The 18,643-nt window shown below is 66.7% G+C and carries 12 protein-coding genes, 5 tRNA genes, 1 other RNA gene and 1 pseudogene; 4 read left to right on the top strand and 15 right to left on the bottom strand.

Annotated features, from left to right (window positions below):
* Positions 1-52 precede the first annotated feature (52 nt).
* The 6 genes from hhe to THITH_RS03810 all read right to left on the bottom strand — a co-directional run bounded on the left by hhe (position 53) and on the right by THITH_RS03810 (position 7,128).
* A complete protein-coding gene (hhe, locus tag THITH_RS03835; protein ID WP_006745815.1) occupies positions 53-5,563 on the bottom strand; it encodes a DUF4011 domain-containing anti-phage protein Hhe in 5,511 nt (1,836 codons plus the stop codon).
* Between the two features lie 256 nt (positions 5,564-5,819).
* A complete protein-coding gene (locus THITH_RS03830) occupies positions 5,820-6,512 on the bottom strand; it encodes an SOS response-associated peptidase (RefSeq protein ID WP_006745816.1) in 693 nt (230 codons plus the stop codon).
* Between the two features lie 241 nt (positions 6,513-6,753).
* A tRNA-Lys gene (locus tag THITH_RS03825) sits at positions 6,754-6,829 on the bottom strand.
* A 17-nt stretch (positions 6,830-6,846) separates the two neighbouring features.
* Positions 6,847-6,922 (bottom strand) — tRNA-His (locus tag THITH_RS03820).
* Between the two features lie 36 nt (positions 6,923-6,958).
* A tRNA-Arg gene (locus THITH_RS03815) sits at positions 6,959-7,035 on the bottom strand.
* Between the two features lie 16 nt (positions 7,036-7,051).
* A tRNA-Pro gene (locus THITH_RS03810) sits at positions 7,052-7,128 on the bottom strand.
* A 185-nt stretch (positions 7,129-7,313) separates the two neighbouring features.
* Here THITH_RS03810 and folD point away from each other — a divergent pair.
* The 3 genes from folD (at position 7,314) to THITH_RS03795 (ending at position 9,820) form a co-directional block, all read left to right on the top strand.
* Entirely contained in the window at positions 7,314-8,183 is an 870-nt protein-coding gene (gene folD, locus THITH_RS03805; RefSeq protein WP_025367244.1) for a bifunctional methylenetetrahydrofolate dehydrogenase/methenyltetrahydrofolate cyclohydrolase FolD, read from the top strand.
* Positions 8,184-8,480: 297 nt separating this feature from the next.
* Positions 8,481-9,059 carry a peptidylprolyl isomerase gene (locus THITH_RS03800; RefSeq protein ID WP_025367243.1) on the top strand — a complete coding sequence of 193 codons (579 nt, stop codon included), beginning with the start codon at positions 8,481-8,483 and terminating at the stop codon, positions 9,057-9,059.
* On the top strand, positions 9,056-9,820 hold the full coding sequence (locus tag THITH_RS03795; RefSeq protein WP_006745819.1) for a UDP-2,3-diacylglucosamine diphosphatase: 765 nt from the start codon (positions 9,056-9,058) through the stop codon (positions 9,818-9,820). Before THITH_RS03800 ends, THITH_RS03795 begins: the two co-directional genes overlap by 4 nt.
* On the opposite strand, the gene THITH_RS19015 is transcribed toward THITH_RS03795, so the two are convergent.
* The 3 genes and pseudogenes from THITH_RS19015 to THITH_RS03780 all read right to left on the bottom strand — a co-directional run bounded on the left by THITH_RS19015 (position 9,805) and on the right by THITH_RS03780 (position 13,166).
* Positions 9,805-10,593 (bottom strand): ferritin-like domain-containing protein, encoded by a 789-nt coding sequence (locus tag THITH_RS19015; RefSeq protein WP_051418736.1) that lies wholly within the window; start codon positions 10,591-10,593, stop codon positions 9,805-9,807. The genes THITH_RS03795 and THITH_RS19015 overlap by 16 nt on opposite strands.
* Positions 10,594-10,782: 189 nt before the next feature.
* Positions 10,783-11,934 (bottom strand): annotated as a pseudogene (locus THITH_RS19010) (DUF4147 domain-containing protein); the annotation flags it as partial.
* Positions 11,935-11,972: 38 nt separating this feature from the next.
* The gene (locus THITH_RS03780) at positions 11,973-13,166 is read right to left on the bottom strand and encodes an O-succinylhomoserine sulfhydrylase (protein ID WP_006745821.1); all 1,194 of its coding nucleotides are present in this window, start codon (positions 13,164-13,166) and stop codon (positions 11,973-11,975) included.
* Between the two features lie 118 nt (positions 13,167-13,284).
* Here THITH_RS03780 and THITH_RS03775 point away from each other — a divergent pair, with 118 nt between their 5' ends.
* On the top strand, positions 13,285-14,571 hold the full coding sequence (locus tag THITH_RS03775) for an MFS transporter (protein WP_006745822.1): 1,287 nt from the start codon (positions 13,285-13,287) through the stop codon (positions 14,569-14,571).
* On the opposite strand, the gene THITH_RS03770 is transcribed toward THITH_RS03775, so the two are convergent.
* From THITH_RS03770 to THITH_RS03750, 6 genes are all read right to left on the bottom strand, one after another.
* Positions 14,522-16,672 (bottom strand): sensor domain-containing protein, encoded by a 2,151-nt coding sequence (locus THITH_RS03770; protein ID WP_006745823.1) that lies wholly within the window; start codon positions 16,670-16,672, stop codon positions 14,522-14,524. The genes THITH_RS03775 and THITH_RS03770 overlap by 50 nt on opposite strands.
* A gap of 106 nt (positions 16,673-16,778) precedes the next feature.
* A non-coding RNA gene (locus THITH_RS17535) (RtT sRNA) lies at positions 16,779-16,911 on the bottom strand.
* A 34-nt stretch (positions 16,912-16,945) separates the two neighbouring features.
* A tRNA-Gln gene (locus THITH_RS03765) sits at positions 16,946-17,019 on the bottom strand.
* Between the two features lie 38 nt (positions 17,020-17,057).
* A complete protein-coding gene (gene rpsI / locus THITH_RS03760) occupies positions 17,058-17,450 on the bottom strand; it encodes a 30S ribosomal protein S9 (protein WP_006745824.1) in 393 nt (130 codons plus the stop codon).
* Positions 17,451-17,493: 43 nt separating this feature from the next.
* A complete protein-coding gene (gene rplM / locus THITH_RS03755; RefSeq protein ID WP_006745825.1) occupies positions 17,494-17,922 on the bottom strand; it encodes a 50S ribosomal protein L13 in 429 nt (142 codons plus the stop codon).
* Between the two features lie 133 nt (positions 17,923-18,055).
* Positions 18,056-18,460 carry a DUF4168 domain-containing protein gene (locus THITH_RS03750; RefSeq protein ID WP_006745826.1) on the bottom strand — a complete coding sequence of 135 codons (405 nt, stop codon included), beginning with the start codon at positions 18,458-18,460 and terminating at the stop codon, positions 18,056-18,058.
* Positions 18,461-18,643 lie beyond the last annotated feature (183 nt).

Raw genomic sequence — 18,643 nt, 5'->3', positions numbered from 1 at the left:
GAGAGATACGTTCACATGGAGCTCGACAGGTCGAGAATAGGACCGTGGGACCTCAACTTTCCGCATCGACCTCGGACTCCTCAATGATCTTCAGGACCCGGTCCAGGTACGTGGCTTCTCGGGTATCGGTCGCCTGCCGCAGGTACAGCGGGAACATCTCGAGGAATTCGCTCTTCGAGACGGGCTTGTACTCGAGGAACGCCTCGATCATCGCCGGCCGGAGCAGGCGCTGATTGTCCGCGGTGGCGGGAAGCTCGGCACGGATGACCTCCCGGTCGAAACGGATGAGCTTTTCCCGAAGGCTCAGACCCGACGGCACGACCTGATCGATGCCACGATCGAGAGCTTCCTCCTCCTCGACGATCTGCTCGATCTCCTCGGTCTCCCGAAGCTGCATTTCGGAGGGCGGCGGAACGACCGGCTCGGGTTCACGAGTGTCGACGCGGGCCGCCGTGGTGTCCACGACCGGCGTTTTCAGGGCGTTCAGCTCCCGGATCATCGGCTCGAGTTCGGCCTGAGGGTTCCGATACCAGTCCGTGGACCAGATGCGCCGGATGCGCCAGCCGAGGCGCTCGAGCACCGCTTGGCGCAGTCGATCGCGGTCGCGGACCGATCGCGCGGAGTGGTAGGTGGCTCCATCGCACTCGATCCCCATCAGGTACCGGCCGGGGTTGCCGGGATCGCGCACGGCGAGGTCGATGAAGAAACCGGCCACGCCAACCTGCGGGACGCACTCGAAACCGGCTGCTGCGAGCGCGCTCGATACCGCGATCTCGAAGTCGCTGTCCGCGGTGTTGCCGGTGCCGAAGTCCCGGCGCAGGTGACCGGTCTCGGCAAAGGCCAGAAAGTCCCGGAACGCGACCACGCCCCGCTTGGAGCGCTCGGACAGAACGATGTCTTCCGAACCCATCGAACTGAACACCTGCATGCGTCGCTTCGAACGGGTGAAGAGGACGTTCAGCCTGCGCCAGCCCACGTCCGAGTTGATCGGCCCGAAGCGCTGGTACACCCTGCCCCCCACCTCCTCGGGACCGTAGGTGCAGGAGATGTAGATCACGTCGCGCTCGTCGCCCTGCACGTTCTCGAGGTTCTTGATGAACAGCGGCTCTTCGGTTCCCAGCCGGGCCTCGATGGCGTCACGAAGCCGCGCGTCTTCTTTCGACAGATCCTCAACTGCGCGCTCGATCTGGTCGCGCTGCTCCGCGCTCATCGCGACGACACCGAGCGACTCCTGCGGGCGCTCCACCATGTGGGCCTGAACGGCCCTGGCGATGATCCGCGCTTCCTCGACGTTGCGCCGGTTCACGAACCGGCCGCGGGGCACGCGCGTGAGTTTCACGCCGAACTCCGGGGACTCTGCGTGGGGGGCCGGAAACACCACCAGCTTCCCGTCGTAGAACGAGTGGTTCGAGAACGCGATCAGGTGTTCGTGCTGCGAGCGGTAGTGCCAGGTCAGCCGCCGCGCGTGAAAGATCGGCATCGCGGTGTCGAGGATGCTTTCCGAGTCCTCGATCGCGGTGGTGTCTTCGTCCTCTTCGTTGACCATCTTGTCGAAGAAGCTGGTGGGGGGTAGCTGCTTGGGATCGCCGACCACCACGAGCTGACGACCCCGCGCAATCGGGCCCAGGGCGTCTTCCGGCTTCATCTGCGAAGCCTCGTCCATCACCACGAGATCGAATTCGATCTCGCCCCGGGGCAGATACTGCGCGACCGACATCGGCCCCATCATGAAGCACGGCTTCAAGGCCGCCAGCGCGTTCCCGGCGCGTGACACCAGTTGCCGTAGCGGGATGTGCCGCCGCTTCTTGCCCACCTCATGCCGCAGGAGCGCAAGTTCCGTGTAGTTGCTGACTCTTCCACCCGACGATCCCTCGGGCGCCTTGTTCTTCGCGACCCGGGCCGCGATCCGCTGGCGTTGCAACTGCTTCAGCTTCTCGTCGTACTCGCGGAAGCGTGTCTGCAGTGCCAGATGCGCGTTGCCCGAAAAGCGCGCGAGACCCGGTATCTCCTTCAGGATCTCGCGGGCAAGCAGGTCGTAGATTCCGAGCCGGTACCCCTGCTCGACATCCTGCGGCTGGAGCGTGCCGGCCTCCAGTGCCATCGCCAATCCGCGAAAGCCCGCCACCTCGCACTGATGCCGGACGCGAACGTAATCGACCCAGTTGGCCAGCGACGGCGCATGCTCGAGTGCGCGGCGGTTTCTCGATTGCAGCCAGGCCAGCGTTCCGTCGCTGCGGCGTTCCCAGGCGTCGCGATCCAGCTCCGTGATCTCGGCGAATGCGTCCCGTTGCTCCAGGTGCTGCTGCCAGCCGTCACGCATCCGGGTGTGGAAAGCCGAGAGCGTGCCAAAAAAGTCGGGGTCGGGATGCCGGTAGATGGCGCTGCGCAGCAGATCGGTGCCGATCCCCTGATCGAGCACGCGCGCGAGTTCCTCGGTGTGCTCGAGCGTCGCGAGCGTGTCCTCGCTGAAGTGTTCGGGCGCGGAGGGCCATTCGATCTGCCCCTCGAACCAGGCGGTATCGATCATCCCCAGCGACCAGGCATCCGTCAACGTACGCAGCTTCTCCAGCCCCACCACCGCCGCGTGCAGCGCCTCGAGGCGGGTTTCGGAGTCCGTCCGCAATCCATCCTCGATCGCCTGCAGACTCTGTCGAAGCCGGTTTTCCAGAGCTGTCGTGGGCGCCTCCGGGCCGATCAGGGGCGCATCGCGCTGCTGGATCGACGCATCGCCTGGGAACACGTCCCTGATAGCCCGAAGCCGCGCGAGGACATCATCGATCCGGTCCAGGAATCCCTGCTGGACCAGGGACTGAATACCCCGGACCAAGGTCGCGTCCAGGCGCAGCAGCGTGTCGCCCAGAGCCACCTTCGGTCCGAAACCGACCCCGAATTCGTGACGTACGGCCTTGTACCACGACCGCAACTCGATCAGATCGTCGACCGGCGTGGCAGTCCCGGCGAAATGGCTGCCGAGTGTCTGACGATACCGGGTGTTCTCTTCGATCCCGTTGCGCGTTGCCGCGAAGCCGTGGAGGCGCGGCGCGTGGCCGACCAGATCCCGGACCCGGATGCCGGCTCCCGCCGCGAGTTGCCTGATCCGGCTGCGCGCGCCCCGGTACGCGCCGTTGAACCAGCGCAAGGGTCCCGTCCGCGCGAGGCCACGCCGGATCTCGTCCAGATCCGACACCGGCGGAAGCCGGTCCAGCGCGAACAGGGGCTCGAGTTCGGCCTGCGCGGCCGCCACAGCATCCAGCTCGCCCTTCAGCGCGGGCAGCAGGTCATCCAGTGCATCATCCTCGAAGATCTCGCTGCGCATGCCGAGAAGCGCCGGCCGGATGCGATTCGTCAACTCGACGAACTCCCGAAACTCGGTCAGCCCCCCTTCGGTCGGCCGGACCCGATCCGCAACCGAGCGTCCGAGCCGAACCGACACCTCGACCATCGGTTCCGCCACCTGCTTGAGGCGGTCGCCGAGTTGTTCCACTGCCTTCAGGTGCCCAGCCAGGTGATCGATGCGCAGCTCGACGTCCAGTCCGAGGGCGCGCAACTCGGCCCACACCCTCTGCAGGCGCTCCTGCAGCTCCGCGTTTTCCAGCACACCCGGGCGGACGGTATCGCTGAGCTCCGCGCGAATCCGGCGAATCTCACGCGCGAGATGCAACTGTCGCTCGAGCCGCTGCAGCGCGTCGCCCCGAAGCCGCGGCAGTGCCGACAGTACCTCGTCGCCCTGCAACGCGGGCAGCGCGCCGAGGTCGTCGATCAGCGACCGAAGCTGATCGAAGCGGGCGAAATGCTGGCCGCCCTCGGCCCCCAGCAGCTCGGCGGCCTGCCGACTCAGACCTTCGAGCGTCTCCAATGCCTGCTGCCAGGCTTGCAACGGCCCGACGACACGATCGGTGTCGAAGAGTTGGAGATCGCGGTTGCCGACACCGAACCATGGATGGTCGTACAGCGCCGCACCCTCGCCGATCTGGTCCGCGACCTGCCGGTGCATGTCGCCGAGGGTGCGCACCAGGTCGAGGCTCTTGCGCTGGATCTCGCCGGTGAACATGCCGCCATCGAAGCCCTCGGGATGCACGGTGACCGGGTTGATCCCCAGTTCCTCGCGATAGCGCGTGGCGCCCATCAGGAGCTGATGAATGGACAGGCCGGTGCTGCGCCACTCGCTGTTGATCTGCTCCGCGTACGCCTTGAGTTCCTCCTTCAACTCCTCGTAACGTCGAATGTCCGCGTCGATCTTCGGCGGTGTCCGGTACGACCGCTGATTGCCCAGGCGGGCGTCGATGTCGTCGAGCACCTTGCGTTTCTGTGTCTTGTGACTGTGCAGCTCCAGACAGAAGTCGCCCAGCCCCGCGTGGTCGAGCCGCCGCTTCACCACCTCGAGGGCGGCCAGCTTCTCTGCCACGAACAGCACTTTCTTTCCCTGGGCGAGCGCCGCCGCGATCAGGTTGGTGATGGTCTGCGACTTGCCGGTACCCGGAGGGCCTTCGATCACGAGGTTCTTTCCCTCGATCACGTCGACCAGCGCGCTGTGCTGGGAGCTGTCGGCATCATCGATGACGGGATAACTGAGATGGACGTCCGGGAGCTCGTCGATCGCGTACTCGTCGCCGAACCCGGTGCCGAGGCCTTCGTCGGTACGCGTGGCGAAAAATCGGCTGACGATCGGATGCGACGTGATCGGCCGCTCCTCGGGCCATAGCTGAGGATCCAAATCGAGATACATCAGCAACTTGCTGAAATTGAATAAAGAGACCGTCGCATACCGGCGCACTGTCCAGCGCGGCTGCGGGGTTCGGATCAGCTTCGCGACCGCCTCGAAGTAGTCCTCCGGCAGGGTGTCCTCGTCGAGCTCCGGTAGCGCAAGCCCGAAATCGGCGCGCAGCAGTTCGCGCAGCGAAAGGTTCGGAAGGATCTCTTCGCCGGTGTAGGAGATCGCGTAGTTGTAGGTCCCGCTCTCGGCGTTCAGCCGACCCCGGTCGATGCGCACCGGAACCAGCAGGAGGGGCGCCAACCGGGCCTTGTCGCTGCCTGTGTTCTCGAACCATTCGAGGAAACCGAATGCGACGTAGCAGATGTTCGCGCCGGTTTCCTCGATCGCGGTTTCCGCGCTGTTTCGCAACTTGCGCAGGCGCGCTTCCATCTCGGCGGGAAACATCAGAGTCTGCACCGCCCGGTCCCGGTGCTTCGCCGCGGGCTGGCCTTCCTCTGGCGGGTTCGGCAGTTCGTAGTCGGTCGCAAGCCCTAGCGTGCGGGCCCATTCCGCGGCCGTGGGATCCTTGCGCAAACGCTCGTCGAGACCGGTATCGGGGTCGTTGCGCAGATACCCGAACTCGATCAACTGCTCACGCGTGGGGTCGGGGACCGCAGAGAAGCGCAGCTCCGTCTCCGAGAGCAACAGCCGGTGCAATTCGTTCGGCAGTTCGTCGATGACACGGACGTTCCCCGCACGGCCATGCGTGAAGTTCAGGAGCCGGTTCCGGGCCGTCAGATCCAACAGGCGGCGGCGGAGGCTCTCGAGCGAATCAGTCGCGAACTGACTTCTGGACGAATCGTTTATCACAGGTTCCTGAATGCCATGGAGTCGTTCGAAGCCTTTCGGGCATCCGCGGCATTGAACCCCGATCCGGCGGCCGGAGCAAACCCCACGCGGAATGAATGACAGCAGTGCTGTGTCGGTCTGGGCGCTGGAACAACGGACGGTTCCGTTCGCGAGAGCGACGGGTGCTCCCGCCCCAATCGCTCGGTGAAACGTGACCCTGAGTGCCCGTTGATCCGTCGTGTATCAGGGCTCGGGCCTGCTCCCATTACGATTCCCCTCAGGCGCCGGGATCCCCGGTATCCGCGATCGGTTCCACCAGACCGGGATCGTCGTTCGCCGGGCGGTTGACCCGGGTCGAGACCGGGTACGCGACCAGCCGTTCCGGGTCCAGCCGCCGGGCGACCCTGCGCAGCGTCTCCCGATCCGAAATCCCCGGATCCAGCCACGACCACCGGCACTCGGGATCGAGCACCACCGGCTGACGGTCGTGGATGAACGCGATGGGCGCCGACACCGGTTCCGTCAGGATCGCGCAGCAGGTTTCCGCCCCCTCCCCCGCCGGCTCCCACAGGCCCGCGAAGAACACGACCTCGTCCCGGTCGGCGGGATCCTTCAGCGTGATGTAGTACGGCTGCTTGCCGGACTCAGTCCGGCGCCACTCGTACCAGCCATTGGCCGGAACCAGGCAGCGGCGGTGGGCGAACGCGGACCGGAAGTACGGGCTGGTCGCGGCCTTCTCGGCGCGGATGTTGATCGGCGTGGGCGCGTCGTCCTTCGCCCAGGGAGGCCGGAAGCCCCAGTGCGAGAAGGCGAAAGACACCGGCGTCTCAGGAGTGGCGAGAACCGCGGTGATCTGGGTGCCGGGGGTGATGTTGTAGCGGGCGTGGACGTCGCCGACCGGCAACTGCAGATCGAAGTAGCGCGCCGCGACCCGGCTCCGCGGTGTATGGAGGGCAAAACGGCCGCACATCGGCGATCTCCTGTGCCTGCCGGCGGATCTGGCGGAACATGTGCCACAAGATAGTCGCAACAACTCAAGCCGCACCGTCCGGGCCGGCGCGACAACAGAGGGCCGGTATTCACCACCGCGCCTAGCGGTAGCGGCTGCGCTGACGGGGCTGCTGTTGGGTTCGGCGGTTCCCGAACGGTTCCGGAGAACTCCAAGGCTACCTGCGCCATGCCGCCAGGGCAGCGCAAGTGACTGTTTTATTTGGTGGGCCGTGTAGGAATCGAACCTACAACCAATGGATTAAGAGTCCACTGCTCTACCAATTGAGCTAACGGCCCGAGAGGCTAGAAGGGGGTGGGGTGACCGATGGGACTCGAACCCACGACAACCGGAGCCACAATCCGGGACTCTACCAACTGAGCTACGGTCACCACCGTTTCGCTGTACCGTTGCGGCGTGCCGGGCGGTGGCGCGCCCGGCAGGACTCGAACCTGCAACCGTCGGCTTAGAAGGCCGATGCTCTATCCGGTTGAGCTACGAGCGCGTATGGCCTGGAGCAGTGGTCGGGGTAGAGGGATTCGAACCCCCGACATCCTGCTCCCAAAGCAGGCGCGCTACCAGACTGCGCTATACCCCGTAGTGCCAACCCGCGTTAAGCCCTGTACAGCGAGCCGTGGATGTTAGCCCGGCTCCGGCCACGGGGTCAAGAACTCGATTGGCTCAATGGCTCCACGAAGCCCCGCGGCGGCGCGTGCCGGTGCCGGTTCTTGAGGGTCGAGGCCGGTCATGGGATCATCGCAGCCTGCCACCGGGATCCCTGCCATGAGCGCCAACATCATCGACGGTCGCGCGATTGCGGCCACGCACCGCGAACGCATCGCCCAGGAAGTGGCTGCGATGAAGGCCGCAGGCCTACGGCCACCGGGGCTGGCGGTGGTGCTGGTCGGGGACAACCCGGCGTCCGAGGTCTATGTCCGCAACAAGCGCCGGGCCTGCGCCCAAGTCGGCATCGAATCGCACTCCTTCGACCTTCCCGCGGACACGCCGCAGATGGACCTGCTGGCGCTGATCGAGCGCCTGAACCGCGATCGTGCGATCGACGGCATCCTGGTTCAGTTGCCGCTGCCTCCGCACATCGACCCGGAAACCGTGATCGAATCCATCGATCCGGCGAAGGATGTCGACGGATTTCACCCCTACAACATGGGCCGGCTCGCGGTGCGCCTGCCGCGGCTGCGCCCGTGTACGCCCTGGGGTGTGATTCAGCTGCTACGCGCGATCGGCGAACCGTTCAAGGGGCGCACCGCCTGCGTGATCGGAGCATCGAACATCGTGGGCCGCCCGATGGCGCTGGAATTGCTGCTCGCCGGCGCGACGACGCTTGTCTGCCATCGATTCACGCGCGATTCCCGCGCCCTGGCCCGCGAGTCCGACGTGGTGATTGCCGCCGCAGGCAAGCCAGGGCTGGTAGGGAGCGACTGGGTGAAACCCGGAGCCACCGTGATCGACATCGGCATCAACCGCCTCGAGGACGGCTCGCTGTGCGGGGACGTCGACCTCGACAGCGTTTCCGGACATGCTGCCTGGGTTACCCCGGTACCGGGCGGTGTCGGGCCGATGACGGTGGCCATGCTGCTGGAAAATACCCTCAAGGCCCGCGAGTTCGGAGAAAACGAGCCGCAGGAGCCATGATGGCCGCAGCATTGGCGAGCAGACCCTCGAGCGCTGCGGCGGTCGTGGATCCGTCGGCAGTGTTCGCGGTGGCACACGCAGCAGGCGCAGCCAGTCCGGTGCGCAGATGGGTCTCATCACGGACTCCGAACTGCGGCCGGGCGGGTGCAGGATCGGTTGCAGCAAGCCCGGCGGTGTGCTCACCGGCTGCCGGACCCGGTCGGGCCGCTCCAAGGATGCACCCAGCGGAGCGTACTGGCCTGCCCCGGGATACAGGCGGTACCATCGCGGGCCCACGACATCCGAGAGGGACTCTCCATGCCCCGTTTGTTCGTCCCCTTGCTGTTTCTGCTAGCCACCACTACTTCAGGAGTTCTCATGGCTGATGATCAACCGAAGGTCGCGCTCGAAACCAACCACGGACGCATCGTGCTGCAGCTCGACGCGCTGGCCGCACCCAAGACGGTCGCCAATTTTCTGAGCTACGTGGACGACGGCTTCTATGACAACACGATCTTTCATCGCGTAATCCCCGGTTTCATGGTCCAGGGCGGCGGTTTCGATCCGGACATGCACCAGAAACCCACTCGCGATCCGATCGAGAACGAGGCCGACAACGGCCTGAAGAACCACGCCGGCACCATCGCCATGGCGCGCACCCAGGATCCGCATTCAGCCACTGCGCAGTTCTTCATCAACGTGTCGGACAACGGCTTCCTCGACCACGGCTCCAAGACCCCCCAGGGCTGGGGCTACGCGGTATTCGGAAGCGTGGTCGAAGGCATGAGCCTGGTCCGCGAGATCGAACAGGTGAAGACCGGACGCGTCGGCATGCACCAGGACGTACCTGCGGATCCGGTCATCATTCAAAGTGCGACGCGCGTCGCGGGAGAATGAGCCCGGATGCCCCGGTCCTGGTCGTTTCCGACCTGCACCTGGATCGGGAGCCCAGCCCTACCTTCGAGCAGTTTCTCGCGTTCCTCGACGGCCCGGCCCGGACCGCAGCCGCGCTGTACATTCTCGGGGATCTGTTCGAGTACTGGATTGGCGACGACGCCCGATTTCCAGCGGCCGAGGCGCTCGCGGGCGTTCTCGCCCGTCTGCCGCTGCCGGTCACCTTCCAGCACGGCAACCGGGACTTCCTGCTCGACACCGAGTATGCCGGTCGGGCCGGAATGCGGATTGCGCCGGAAGAGTTGCGCATCCCGTTGCCTTGCGGGCCCGCGCTGCTGATGCACGGCGACAGCCTGTGCACGGCGGACGTCGACTACCTGCGGTTTCGCGAGGTCGTGCGCAAGCCCGACTGGCGGCAGAGCTTTCTGGCGCGCCCGCTACCCGAGCGCATCGCCGAGGCGGAACGGCTGCGCGCCGCGAGCCGTGACGCGGGCCGACAGAAGGCCCGGGACATCACCGATGTGCACCCGGATGCCGTGGCCGAGGTGCTGCGCGCACACGGGGTCTCGCTGCTGATCCACGGCCACACTCACAGGCCCGCGATCCACCGGCTGCAGGTCGACGGGCGACCCTGCCTGCGTTGCGTGCTGCCCGCCTGGGATGAACGCCCCGGGTATCTCACGGTGGACGCACACGGCCCCCGGCTGCTGGCGCTCGACGGGCAGGACTACCTGCCGGAGGCCGGCCACTACTCGCCCGCCTGACCCGCCAGCGCTTCCATTTCGCGCCGGCTGAAGCCCGCTGCGAGGCGCGCTTCCAGCGCAAACGGCGGGCGCACCCGCCCGGGCATGTAACGCGCCAGCAGGTCCAGAAAGGTCGCTTCCGGGTCCAACCCGCGCTGGCGCGCCAGAAAGCGGAACCAGTGCGACCCGATCGCGACATGGCCCACCTCCTCGCGCTGAATCACCTCCAGTACCGCCACGCTCGCGGTATCCCCAGCGGCGTCGAGACGGCGGATCATCCCCGGAGTCACGTCCAGCCCCCGAGCCTCGAGTACACGCGGCACCAGCGCCATGCGCTGCATCGCATCGGCGTCGGTCTTCACCGCCATCTCCCACAACCCGTTGTGCGCGGCAAAGCTGCCGTAGTCGCAGCCGGATTCCTCGAGCCTCCGGGACAACAGGCGAAAGTGCCTCGCCTCCTCCGCGGCGACCTGGAGCCAGTCGCTGACGAATTCCGCAGGCAAACCCCTGAACCGGTAGACCGCGTCCAGCGCGAGGTTGATCGCGTTGAACTCGATATGCGCGATCGCGTGCAGCAAGGCCTGGCGCCCGCGTTCGGTGTGCAGGCCGCGCCGCGGCAGCTCCTGCGGCCGCACCAGCGCCGGCCGCGCAGGGCGGCCAGGGATCTCGATGCGTTCCGCAGGCGGATCGTCGTCCCGCAGCTGCAGATCGCCCGCGCGCCAGGCTTCGAGCAGCCGATTGGCGCATTCGCACTTGTGTTCAGGGTCGCGCACCCGCAACGCCCTCAACGCCATCGCGTGCACGCCGGGCGTCCGCCCGCGCAACCGCCGGGCACCCGGGACCGGCGCCACGACTCCGGGTTCCGGCACGGGCGCTCCACCGTCGCGGGGAGCGGTCGCATCTGCACGGTCGTCGCTCCGCGCCCGCGCATCGGGAACGACGGACTCGGGCCCCAATCGAACGACCAGCAGATCCATCACGTTCGTTCCGGTTGCATTCCCGGGCAACGTTTGCCCCAACCCGTCCCAGAAACTGCCCGTGTCGGCGCGGCGCAGGGCATCGCGCAAAGCCATGCGCGTGCCGGCATCGACGACAGGGTGTCCATCACCGAACCATGCACCGGCTGCCGCGCCGTCGCCGTCGGCGCCATCGGTCGCCCCCGCCAGCACCGCCAGCGGCCGCGGCCAGCCCCGCGCGGCCCAGAGCAGCAGCAATTCCGCCGCGAGGTGGCGTGCCCGGCCGCCGCGGCCCGGGCGTGCGGGGAGCCGAACCGGTACCTCGCCTCCCCAGACATGCACCCCGGCCGGCCCATGCCGCAGCCGCCGAACCAGTTCGGCGGCCAGCCAAGGCCCTGTTTTGTCGGGGAACAGGCCGTGGTCCCGGCCTGGCAGCCCGTCGCGCGCCGCCGCCGCGAGCAGGGCGGTGCGGGCATCAGCATTGCCGGCCACGCATCGATGCGGCGGGCGCCGGGCCGCAGGCGGCAGCGGGAGAACACGCAGCTGGCGGTCCAGATCGGGCCACCCGGTGGCCGGGGGTTCCCGGGGTTCAGAGGGATCCGGCGGCCAGAACGGGCCGGATCCGATGCTGGCCAGCGCATCCCCCGGGATGTCGCTGATCACCAGCACGCGGATGTCATCGGTGCGGCAGAAAGCCAGCGCCCCGCCCGCCTTCAGCTGCGACAGGCGGGAGCGCAGCCGATTCATGGCCCGGATCTCCAGCCCAGCGCCCAGAAGGCGGTCGTTGATCTCGGCCAGCCATTGCGGATCGACCCCCTCGCGCGGGAGTTCCGCGAGGCTGGAGGCACCACCCGAGAGCAGCACCAGCAGCGCGTCGCCGGCTGGAACCGTGCGTAGAAACGCCGCCACCGCCTCGCCGGCGGCAAAGCTCGCCGCTGCGGGTACCGGGTGATCGCCGGGCTGGCGCTGCACCGGAAACTCGAGGTCGGCGCTCGGGTCCGGCGTGCCGGCCGGCGCAACGACCAGGGCCCGGGCGATCCGCCCGGGCCAGCCGCTTGCCGCGCCCCGCAGCATCGCGTCCGCGGCCTTGCCCCAGGCCAGCACGTGCACCGGGCGCGCTGGTGGTGCTTCGTGGGCCAGCGCCGCGCGCACGGCATCCGCGCCGTGCACCGCCGCCACCGCGGCGCGATACCAGCCGGGCAGCGGCTCCGCGCCGGTCACACCAGGCGGTCCAGTCCCCGGGCCAGATCCGCCTGCACGTCCGCCACGGCTTCCAGACCCACGGCCACCCGCACCAGGCCTTCGGTAATCCCCTGGGCCTCGCGTTGGGCCGGTTCCAGTCGGCCGTGGGTGGTGGTGGCCGGATGGGTGATGGTGCTCTTGGCATCGCCGAGGTTCGCGGTGATCGACAGCATGCGGGTCGCATCGATCACCGACCAGGCCGCGGCACGCCCGCCCGCGACCTCGAAACTCAGGACGCCGCCGAACCCCTGCTGCTGGGCTCTGGCCAGCGCGTGCTGCGGATGGTCCTCGAGCCCGGGATAGTGCGCCGCGGTCACCGCCGGGTGCGCACTCAGCCAGCGCGCGAGCGCCAGCGCGTTGTCGCTGTGCGCGCGCATGCGCAGGTGCAGCGTCTCGAGCCCCTTCAGGAACACCCAGGCGTTGAACGGCGCCAGTGTCGGCCCCGCGCTGCGCAGGAAGCCGTAGACATCCTTGCCAACCCGCTCGGAGTCGCCGACGACAGCGCCCCCCATGCAGCGCCCCTGCCCGTCGAGGAACTTGGTCGCCGAGTGGATGACCAGGTCCGCGCCCAGGGACAGCGGGCGCTGGAGCGCAGGCGTGCAAAAGCAGTTATCGACCGCCAGCAACACCCCGCGGGAGCGCGCGATCGCCGCGAGCGCGCGGATATCCACCAGTTCACCCAGCGGGTTCGACGGCGTCTCGCAGAAATACAGCCGGGTGTTCGCGCGCGTCGCTGAGGACCAGGCATCGAGGTCCGACAGCGGCACATAGGTCACTTCAACGCCGAAACGTGCCAGGTACTGGTTCAGCAGCACGGTGGTGGTCCCGAACACCGAGCGCGAGCAAACCACGTGATCGCCCCCGCGCAGCAGGCCCATGAAACTGGCCAAAATCGCTGCCATGCCGGAGGCGGTGGCCACGCAGGCCTCGCCCCCTTCCATCGCAGCGAGGCGCTGTTCGAAAGTCCGGACGGTGGGGTTGGTGAAACGCGAGTAGATGTTGCCCGGCTGTTCGCCGGAAAACCGCGCCGCAGCCTCGGCGGCACTGCCAAACACGAAGCTCGAGGTGGGGAAAATCGCCTCGGAGTGCTCGCCCTCGGCGGTGCGGCGATACCCGGCGCGCACGGCGACGGTCTCGGGGGCGTACTCGGTCGGGTCGAATTCCTGCATCGGGGTTCCGCGGTCTCGCTCGGTAGCGACGCTGGATAGCGCCGGGGCCGTACATCGGGATTGGCTACACTATACTGCCTCTGGCATTCCCACCCCAAAGGCTCCGGACCCGCGCGCCATGGGCTCCACCGTACGCTCCGTGTTCAGCCTGCTGCTCGGCATGAGCATCCTGCTGATGGGCTCCGGACTCATCGGCACCCTACTCGGCCTGCGCGCGGCGTCGGAAGGTTTCTCCGAGCTCACCATCGGCCTGGTGATGTCGGCCTTTTTTCTCGGCTACATCGTCGGCACGTGGCTGATTCCAAGGCTGATCGGACGCGTCGGCCACATCCGCAGTTTCGCCGCGCTGGCGGCGGTTTCCGCGGTGGCGGCACTGGTCCACGGTCTCTGGGTCGATCCGGTCGTCTGGTGGGTGCTGCGGCTGATCAACGGGATCAGCCTGCTGGGCACCTACATGGTGATCGAGAGCTGGCTGAACGAGCAGGTGGTCGAGAAACGCGGGCAGGTGTTCGCGATCTACATGACGGTCAGCCTGCTCGCACTGGGCGGCGGCCAGTTCCTGCTGCTGGTCTACGGCCCGGAAATGGTCCAGAGCTTCATGCTGGTCGCCATCCTGTTCGCGCTGGGATTGGTGCCCATCGCGCTGACGCCCGTCACCCAGCCGGTTCCGATCCAGACGGCTCGGCTGCCGCTGCGGGATCTCTACCGGCGTGCGCCGGTAGGCACGGTCGGGGCCGGGGTATCGGGCCTGGTCACCGGCGCCTTCTGGGGGCTGGCCGCGGTATTCGCCCGCGAGGTCGGCCTCGCCGATACCGGGGTCGCGCTGTTCCTGAGCGCGGCCATCTTTGGCGGGGCCATGCTGCAGTACCCGATCGGCCATGCCAGCGACCGGCGCGACCGGCGCAAGGCGCTGATCGTGGTATCGGCCGCGACCGCACTGGGTTCGGTCGGGATCTACCTGGCGATCGGATACCCGCCGGGCCTGATCGTTGCCCTGGCGCTGCTCTGGGGCGGCTTCGCGTTCTCGCTGTACGCACTCAGCGTCGCCCAGACCTATGACCGGCTGGAGGCCTCCGACGCGCTCGAGGCCACCCGCGGCCTGTTGTTGATGAACGGCATCGGGGCCGCGGTCGGCCCGATACTCGCTGGCGTGATCCTGTTCGTGACCTCTGCGTCAGTACTGCCGCTCGCATTCGCCGGCGTGCTGCTGATCTTCATCATCTTCGTGGCCTTGGAGCTGCGCCGCGAGCCCCCGGTGCCGCGGCCCGAGATGACCGAGTTCGTTCCGCTCACGCGCACCAGCGTGGTCGCCGCCGAAATCGACCCGCGCACCGAGGCCGACCCGCACGAGACCGTTACCCTTCACCCCGGGGAAGACGCGGATCCGCTGGAGCCCCGCCACTGAGGTACCGGCAGAACTCGGCAGGAACCGGTGGGCCCAGCAGAAAGCCCTGAGCGAACCTGCAACCGGAGGCCCGCAGGTAGTCCCGCTCAGCCTCTGTCTCCACACCTTCCGCAATCAGTCGGATCCCGAGGCTGCCGGTCAACACGATGACCGCTTCCAGGAAGGCCCGGGCGGGCCGGTCGTGGGGAAGGCGCCGCACCACGCTGCCGTCGAGTTTGACGTACTCGAACGGGATGCGTTCGAGACAGGTCATCGACGATTGCCCGGTCCCGAAATCGTCCAGCGCCACCGACACGCCCTGCTCGATCTCCCTGCACACCTGAGACTCGACCATGGTGCCGCCCTCGAGTAGCGTGCGTTCGGTGATTTCGAATACCACCCGGTCCAACGGAAGCCCGTATTCCTCCAGATAGCCAACCCAGCCCCGTTCGCCCCGGCCATGGCACAGCTCGCGCAGCGACTGGTTGATCGCGATACGCACCGGATTTTCGGCATGCGACGGTTCAGCAGCTCCGACCACAGCGGACACCTGCTCGAATACCAGGTCGCCGATTTCACCCATGATACCGATATCCTCGGCCAGCGGCAGAAACTGCGCCGGAAGGATCAGACCGTCGTCCGGATGTTGCCAGCGCAGCAGAGCCTCCAGCAGCCGCGTCTCGCCCGATAGCAGGTCGACGACCGGCTGCAGATAGACCTGGAGCTGCCGGTTGGACAAGGCGTTGCGCAATTCCGCGATGCGTCGATGGCGTTCGCGCAAGCTGGACTGCAGCTGCGGCGTAAAGTACTGGTAGCGGTTCCTTCCAGCCTTCTTGGCCGCATACATCGCGCGGTCCGCATGGTCGACCAGTTCAGCAGAACCGTCCGCGTCGGCAGGGAAGAACGCAATCCCGAGACTTGCGGACACCTGGACCACTTCCGATCCGAGCGGGAACGGCCGGGCCAGGGCGTCGACGATTTCCTGGGCCACGAGATCCACCCGGTTGAAGTCGGTCAGGTCTCCCATTATCACCGTGAACTCATCGCCCCCCAGACGGGCCACGGTATCCGTTTCGCGCACGCTCGCCCGGATACGCCGGGCAACTTCCTGCAGCAGCCGGTCTCCGGCCTGATGACCAAGAGTATCGTTCACCTCCTTGAAGTGATCGAGATCCAGATACAGCAGCGCCACCGAGCGCGCGTTGCGCTGGCCCTTGCGCACTTCCTGCTCGAGGCGGTCCAGGAACAGGTTGCGGTTCGGCAGTCCACTCAGGGGATCATGATTGGCCTGTCGCTGGGCCTCCTCGACCGCGCGGCGCTGGTCGGTTATGTCGGAGAACAGCGCCACGCGCCGCAGGACCCGCCCCTCCCGATCGTGCAGCGTGTGGATCGACAGTGACTCCAGGAATTCCTCACCGTTCTTGCGCCGGTTCCACAGCTCGCCCTGCCAGCGCCCGCGGGTTTCGAGCGCGTGCCACATTCGCTGATAGAAGGCATCGTCCTGGCGCCCCGACTTCAGCAGGTTGGTCTTCCGTTCAATCGCCTCATCCGGAGGGTAGCCGGTGATCTCCGTGAACCTCGGGTTCACCGAGACGATGCGGTTTTCACCATCGGCGATCATCACTGCGTGGTCGAGCACCCGGTAAACCGACACCGCGATCTGCATCTCGTCCGGGCTGACCCCAAGGTCCCGAAAATCGGTCGCGACGATCAACGCACGATGACCCATGCCGTCGGCACGCGCCTGCAGACGAACCCAGGTCATGGGGTTGCCCCGGGTGGCCAGTGTAATCTCTTGGGTTTGGTCCCCCGCCTCGTCGAAAACGCTGGCCAGAAAGCGCCGAAGCCGGCTGCGCTCCGACTGTGCCACCATCACCCCAATGCGCCGGCCCAGCAGCTTGGTGGGCTCGATCGAAAACAGGAGCGATCCTGTCTCGTTGACCTTCAGAACCCGTCCACGCGAATCCACGACCAGGTAGCCCACGGGTGCGCGGTCGAACAACTCCCGATAGCAACGCAGCAGGCTTTCGGCAGAAAAGCCCTCCGGCGATACCGCCGCATCCGCGGAGTCGCCGGCTGCGCGTTCCGGCGCGTCGCTGCCAACTGGAGGATCCTGTTGCATCCTCTGAGTATAGCCGGGGCGCCTCGCGCGTCGAACCTTGCAGGTTCGAACCCTGGCCGTGCTCGATCAACATGCAGAAGGCCCCGCGAGGGGGCCTTCTGCATGTTGGCTGGGGGACCAGGATTACTCGGCCTGCGGCCTCGCCCTTCGGGCCAGCGCCGCAAGCGGCGCTGTTCGGCTCGGCTGCGCCTCGCGCGTCGAACCTTGCAGGTTCGAACCCTGGCCGTGCTCGATCAACATGCAGAAGGCCCCGCGAGGGGGCCTTCTGCATGTTGGCTGGGGGACCAGGATTCGAACCTGGGTTGACGGAGTCAGAGTCCGTAGTCCTACCGCTAGACGATCCCCCAATCGGGATGGCCTGGAGCCTTGGCTCCGGGCCGGAACATCAGCGCTTCGAGAACTGCTTGGCGCGACGGGCTTTGGCGAGACCAACTTTCTTGCGCTCGACCTCGCGCGCGTCGCGCGTCATGTACCCGGCCTGGCGCATCGGCGACCGCAGCGTGTCGTCATATTGAACCAGCGCTCGAGCGATGCCAAGCCGGATCGCACCGGCCTGGCCATTGGCACCACCGCCCTTCACGGTCACGACGACATCGAAGCGGTCGGTCGCCTCGGCGGTCTCCAGCGGCTGCCGGACCACCATGCGCGAGGTCTCGCGCCCGAAATAGTCGTTGAGCGACTTGCTGTTAACGGTAATGTCGCCCTTGCCCGGCCGCAGGAAGACGCGCGCCGAAGCGGTCTTGCGGCGACCGGTGCCATAGTTCTGGTTCATTGCCATGAATGCGTTGTCCTTGACGTCGTCTCTGCTGCTGTGACTGCGACTAGATCTCGAGCGGCTGCGGCTGCTGCGCGGAATGGCGATGCGCGCTGCCGGCATAGACCTTCAGCTTCTTGAACATCGCTCGGCCCAGCGGGTTCTTCGGCAGCATGCCCTTCACAGCCAGCTCCAGCACCCGCTCCGGCGCACGCTCGATCATCTGGGTGAAGTTCGCCTGCTTCAGGCCACCCGGGTACCCGGTGTGGCGATAGTACATCTTGTCGTTCGCCTTGTTGCCGCTCACATGGATCTTCTCGGCATTGATCACGACGATGTAGTCGCCGGTATCCACGTGCGGGGTGTAGACGGGCTTGTGCTTGCCACGCAAACGACGGGCAATTTCAGTGGCGAGCCGGCCCAGGGTCTTGCCGTCGGCATCGACGAGGTACCAGTCGCGTTCGACTTCGGCCGGCTTGGCGCTTACGGTTTTCATGCCTGTTGCTCCGGATGCGGGGCGTTCCAAGAAAGCGCGGAAGGATACCCAAGCCGCGCACATTATTCAAGGGACCCCAGAACGGCGAAAAGCCGGCCCCCGAGGGGGCCGGCCTGCGCGGAGGAGGCGCGGATTACATCCGGTCCGCTGCCTTCTCCTGGATTTGCTGCATCAGTTCGGGATCGTCCTGCAGCGCGATCGCGACTTCATTGTACTCCTGCACGCTCATCCCGGATTCCTCGACAGCCCGCATCATCTCATCCTGAGCTTCCTGCTGCATGGTCTGGGCTTCGTGCTCGTCGGCTGCGGACTGGAGCCGCTCGGCGAAGTCCTCGCGGATCTGCTGCACGGCGACGAAGGCATCGACAAAGGTGTCGACGGTCTGTTCGGTGATGGCCGCCGAGCCCGGGGTGGGTTCACCGTAGGCCGCAGGCGGCGCGCCGGCGCCGGCATCGCCGTACCCCTGAGCCAAGGCGGTACCGCCGAACGCGAACAGGGAGGTCAGGGCGAGGGTCAGCGTCGTCTTGCGAATGGTCATCAATAAGCTCCTTTCGGATTGCATTGGCTTGAGTTGCACCAAGGGACGTAGCAGCGACCGTGCCAAGATCGCTCAGTAACCAAAAAATGCCTATTAATCAGCAATTAATCCGGACCCCAAGAGAACAGCGACGCTGCCCAAGCCCCGCCCGGAGCGTATCATATCGATACATGCGCCAAAAGG

This window comes from Thioalkalivibrio paradoxus ARh 1, assembly GCF_000227685.2.
GTDB lineage: Bacteria > Pseudomonadota > Gammaproteobacteria > Ectothiorhodospirales > Ectothiorhodospiraceae > Thioalkalivibrio > Thioalkalivibrio paradoxus.
The sequence above is the reverse complement of the archived record's forward strand: the minus strand, read 5'-3'. Positions and strand labels throughout refer to the sequence as shown.

What these genes read in the sequence shown, in the direction of transcription:
- THITH_RS03750 (WP_006745826.1), bottom strand. Translation starts at nt 18,460, where the DNA reads ATGACCATTCGCAAGACGACGCTGACCCTCGCCCTGACCTCCCTGTTC.
- THITH_RS03830 (WP_006745816.1), bottom strand. Translation starts at nt 6,512, where the DNA reads ATGTGCGGCCGTTTTGCCCTCCATACACCGCGGAGCCGGGTCGCGGCG.
- THITH_RS19015 (WP_051418736.1), bottom strand. Translation starts at nt 10,593, where the DNA reads ATGGCGTTGAGGGCGTTGCGGGTGCGCGACCCTGAACACAAGTGCGAA.
- folD (WP_025367244.1), top strand. Translation starts at nt 7,314, where the DNA reads ATGAGCGCCAACATCATCGACGGTCGCGCGATTGCGGCCACGCACCGC.
- THITH_RS03770 (WP_006745823.1), bottom strand. Translation starts at nt 16,672, where the DNA reads ATGCAACAGGATCCTCCAGTTGGCAGCGACGCGCCGGAACGCGCAGCC.
- THITH_RS03800 (WP_025367243.1), top strand. Translation starts at nt 8,481, where the DNA reads ATGCCCCGTTTGTTCGTCCCCTTGCTGTTTCTGCTAGCCACCACTACT.
- THITH_RS03780 (WP_006745821.1), bottom strand. Translation starts at nt 13,166, where the DNA reads ATGCAGGAATTCGACCCGACCGAGTACGCCCCCGAGACCGTCGCCGTG.
- rplM (WP_006745825.1), bottom strand. Translation starts at nt 17,922, where the DNA reads ATGAAAACCGTAAGCGCCAAGCCGGCCGAAGTCGAACGCGACTGGTAC.
- THITH_RS03775 (WP_006745822.1), top strand. Translation starts at nt 13,285, where the DNA reads ATGGGCTCCACCGTACGCTCCGTGTTCAGCCTGCTGCTCGGCATGAGC.
- THITH_RS03795 (WP_006745819.1), top strand. Translation starts at nt 9,056, where the DNA reads ATGAGCCCGGATGCCCCGGTCCTGGTCGTTTCCGACCTGCACCTGGAT.
- rpsI (WP_006745824.1), bottom strand. Translation starts at nt 17,450, where the DNA reads ATGGCAATGAACCAGAACTATGGCACCGGTCGCCGCAAGACCGCTTCG.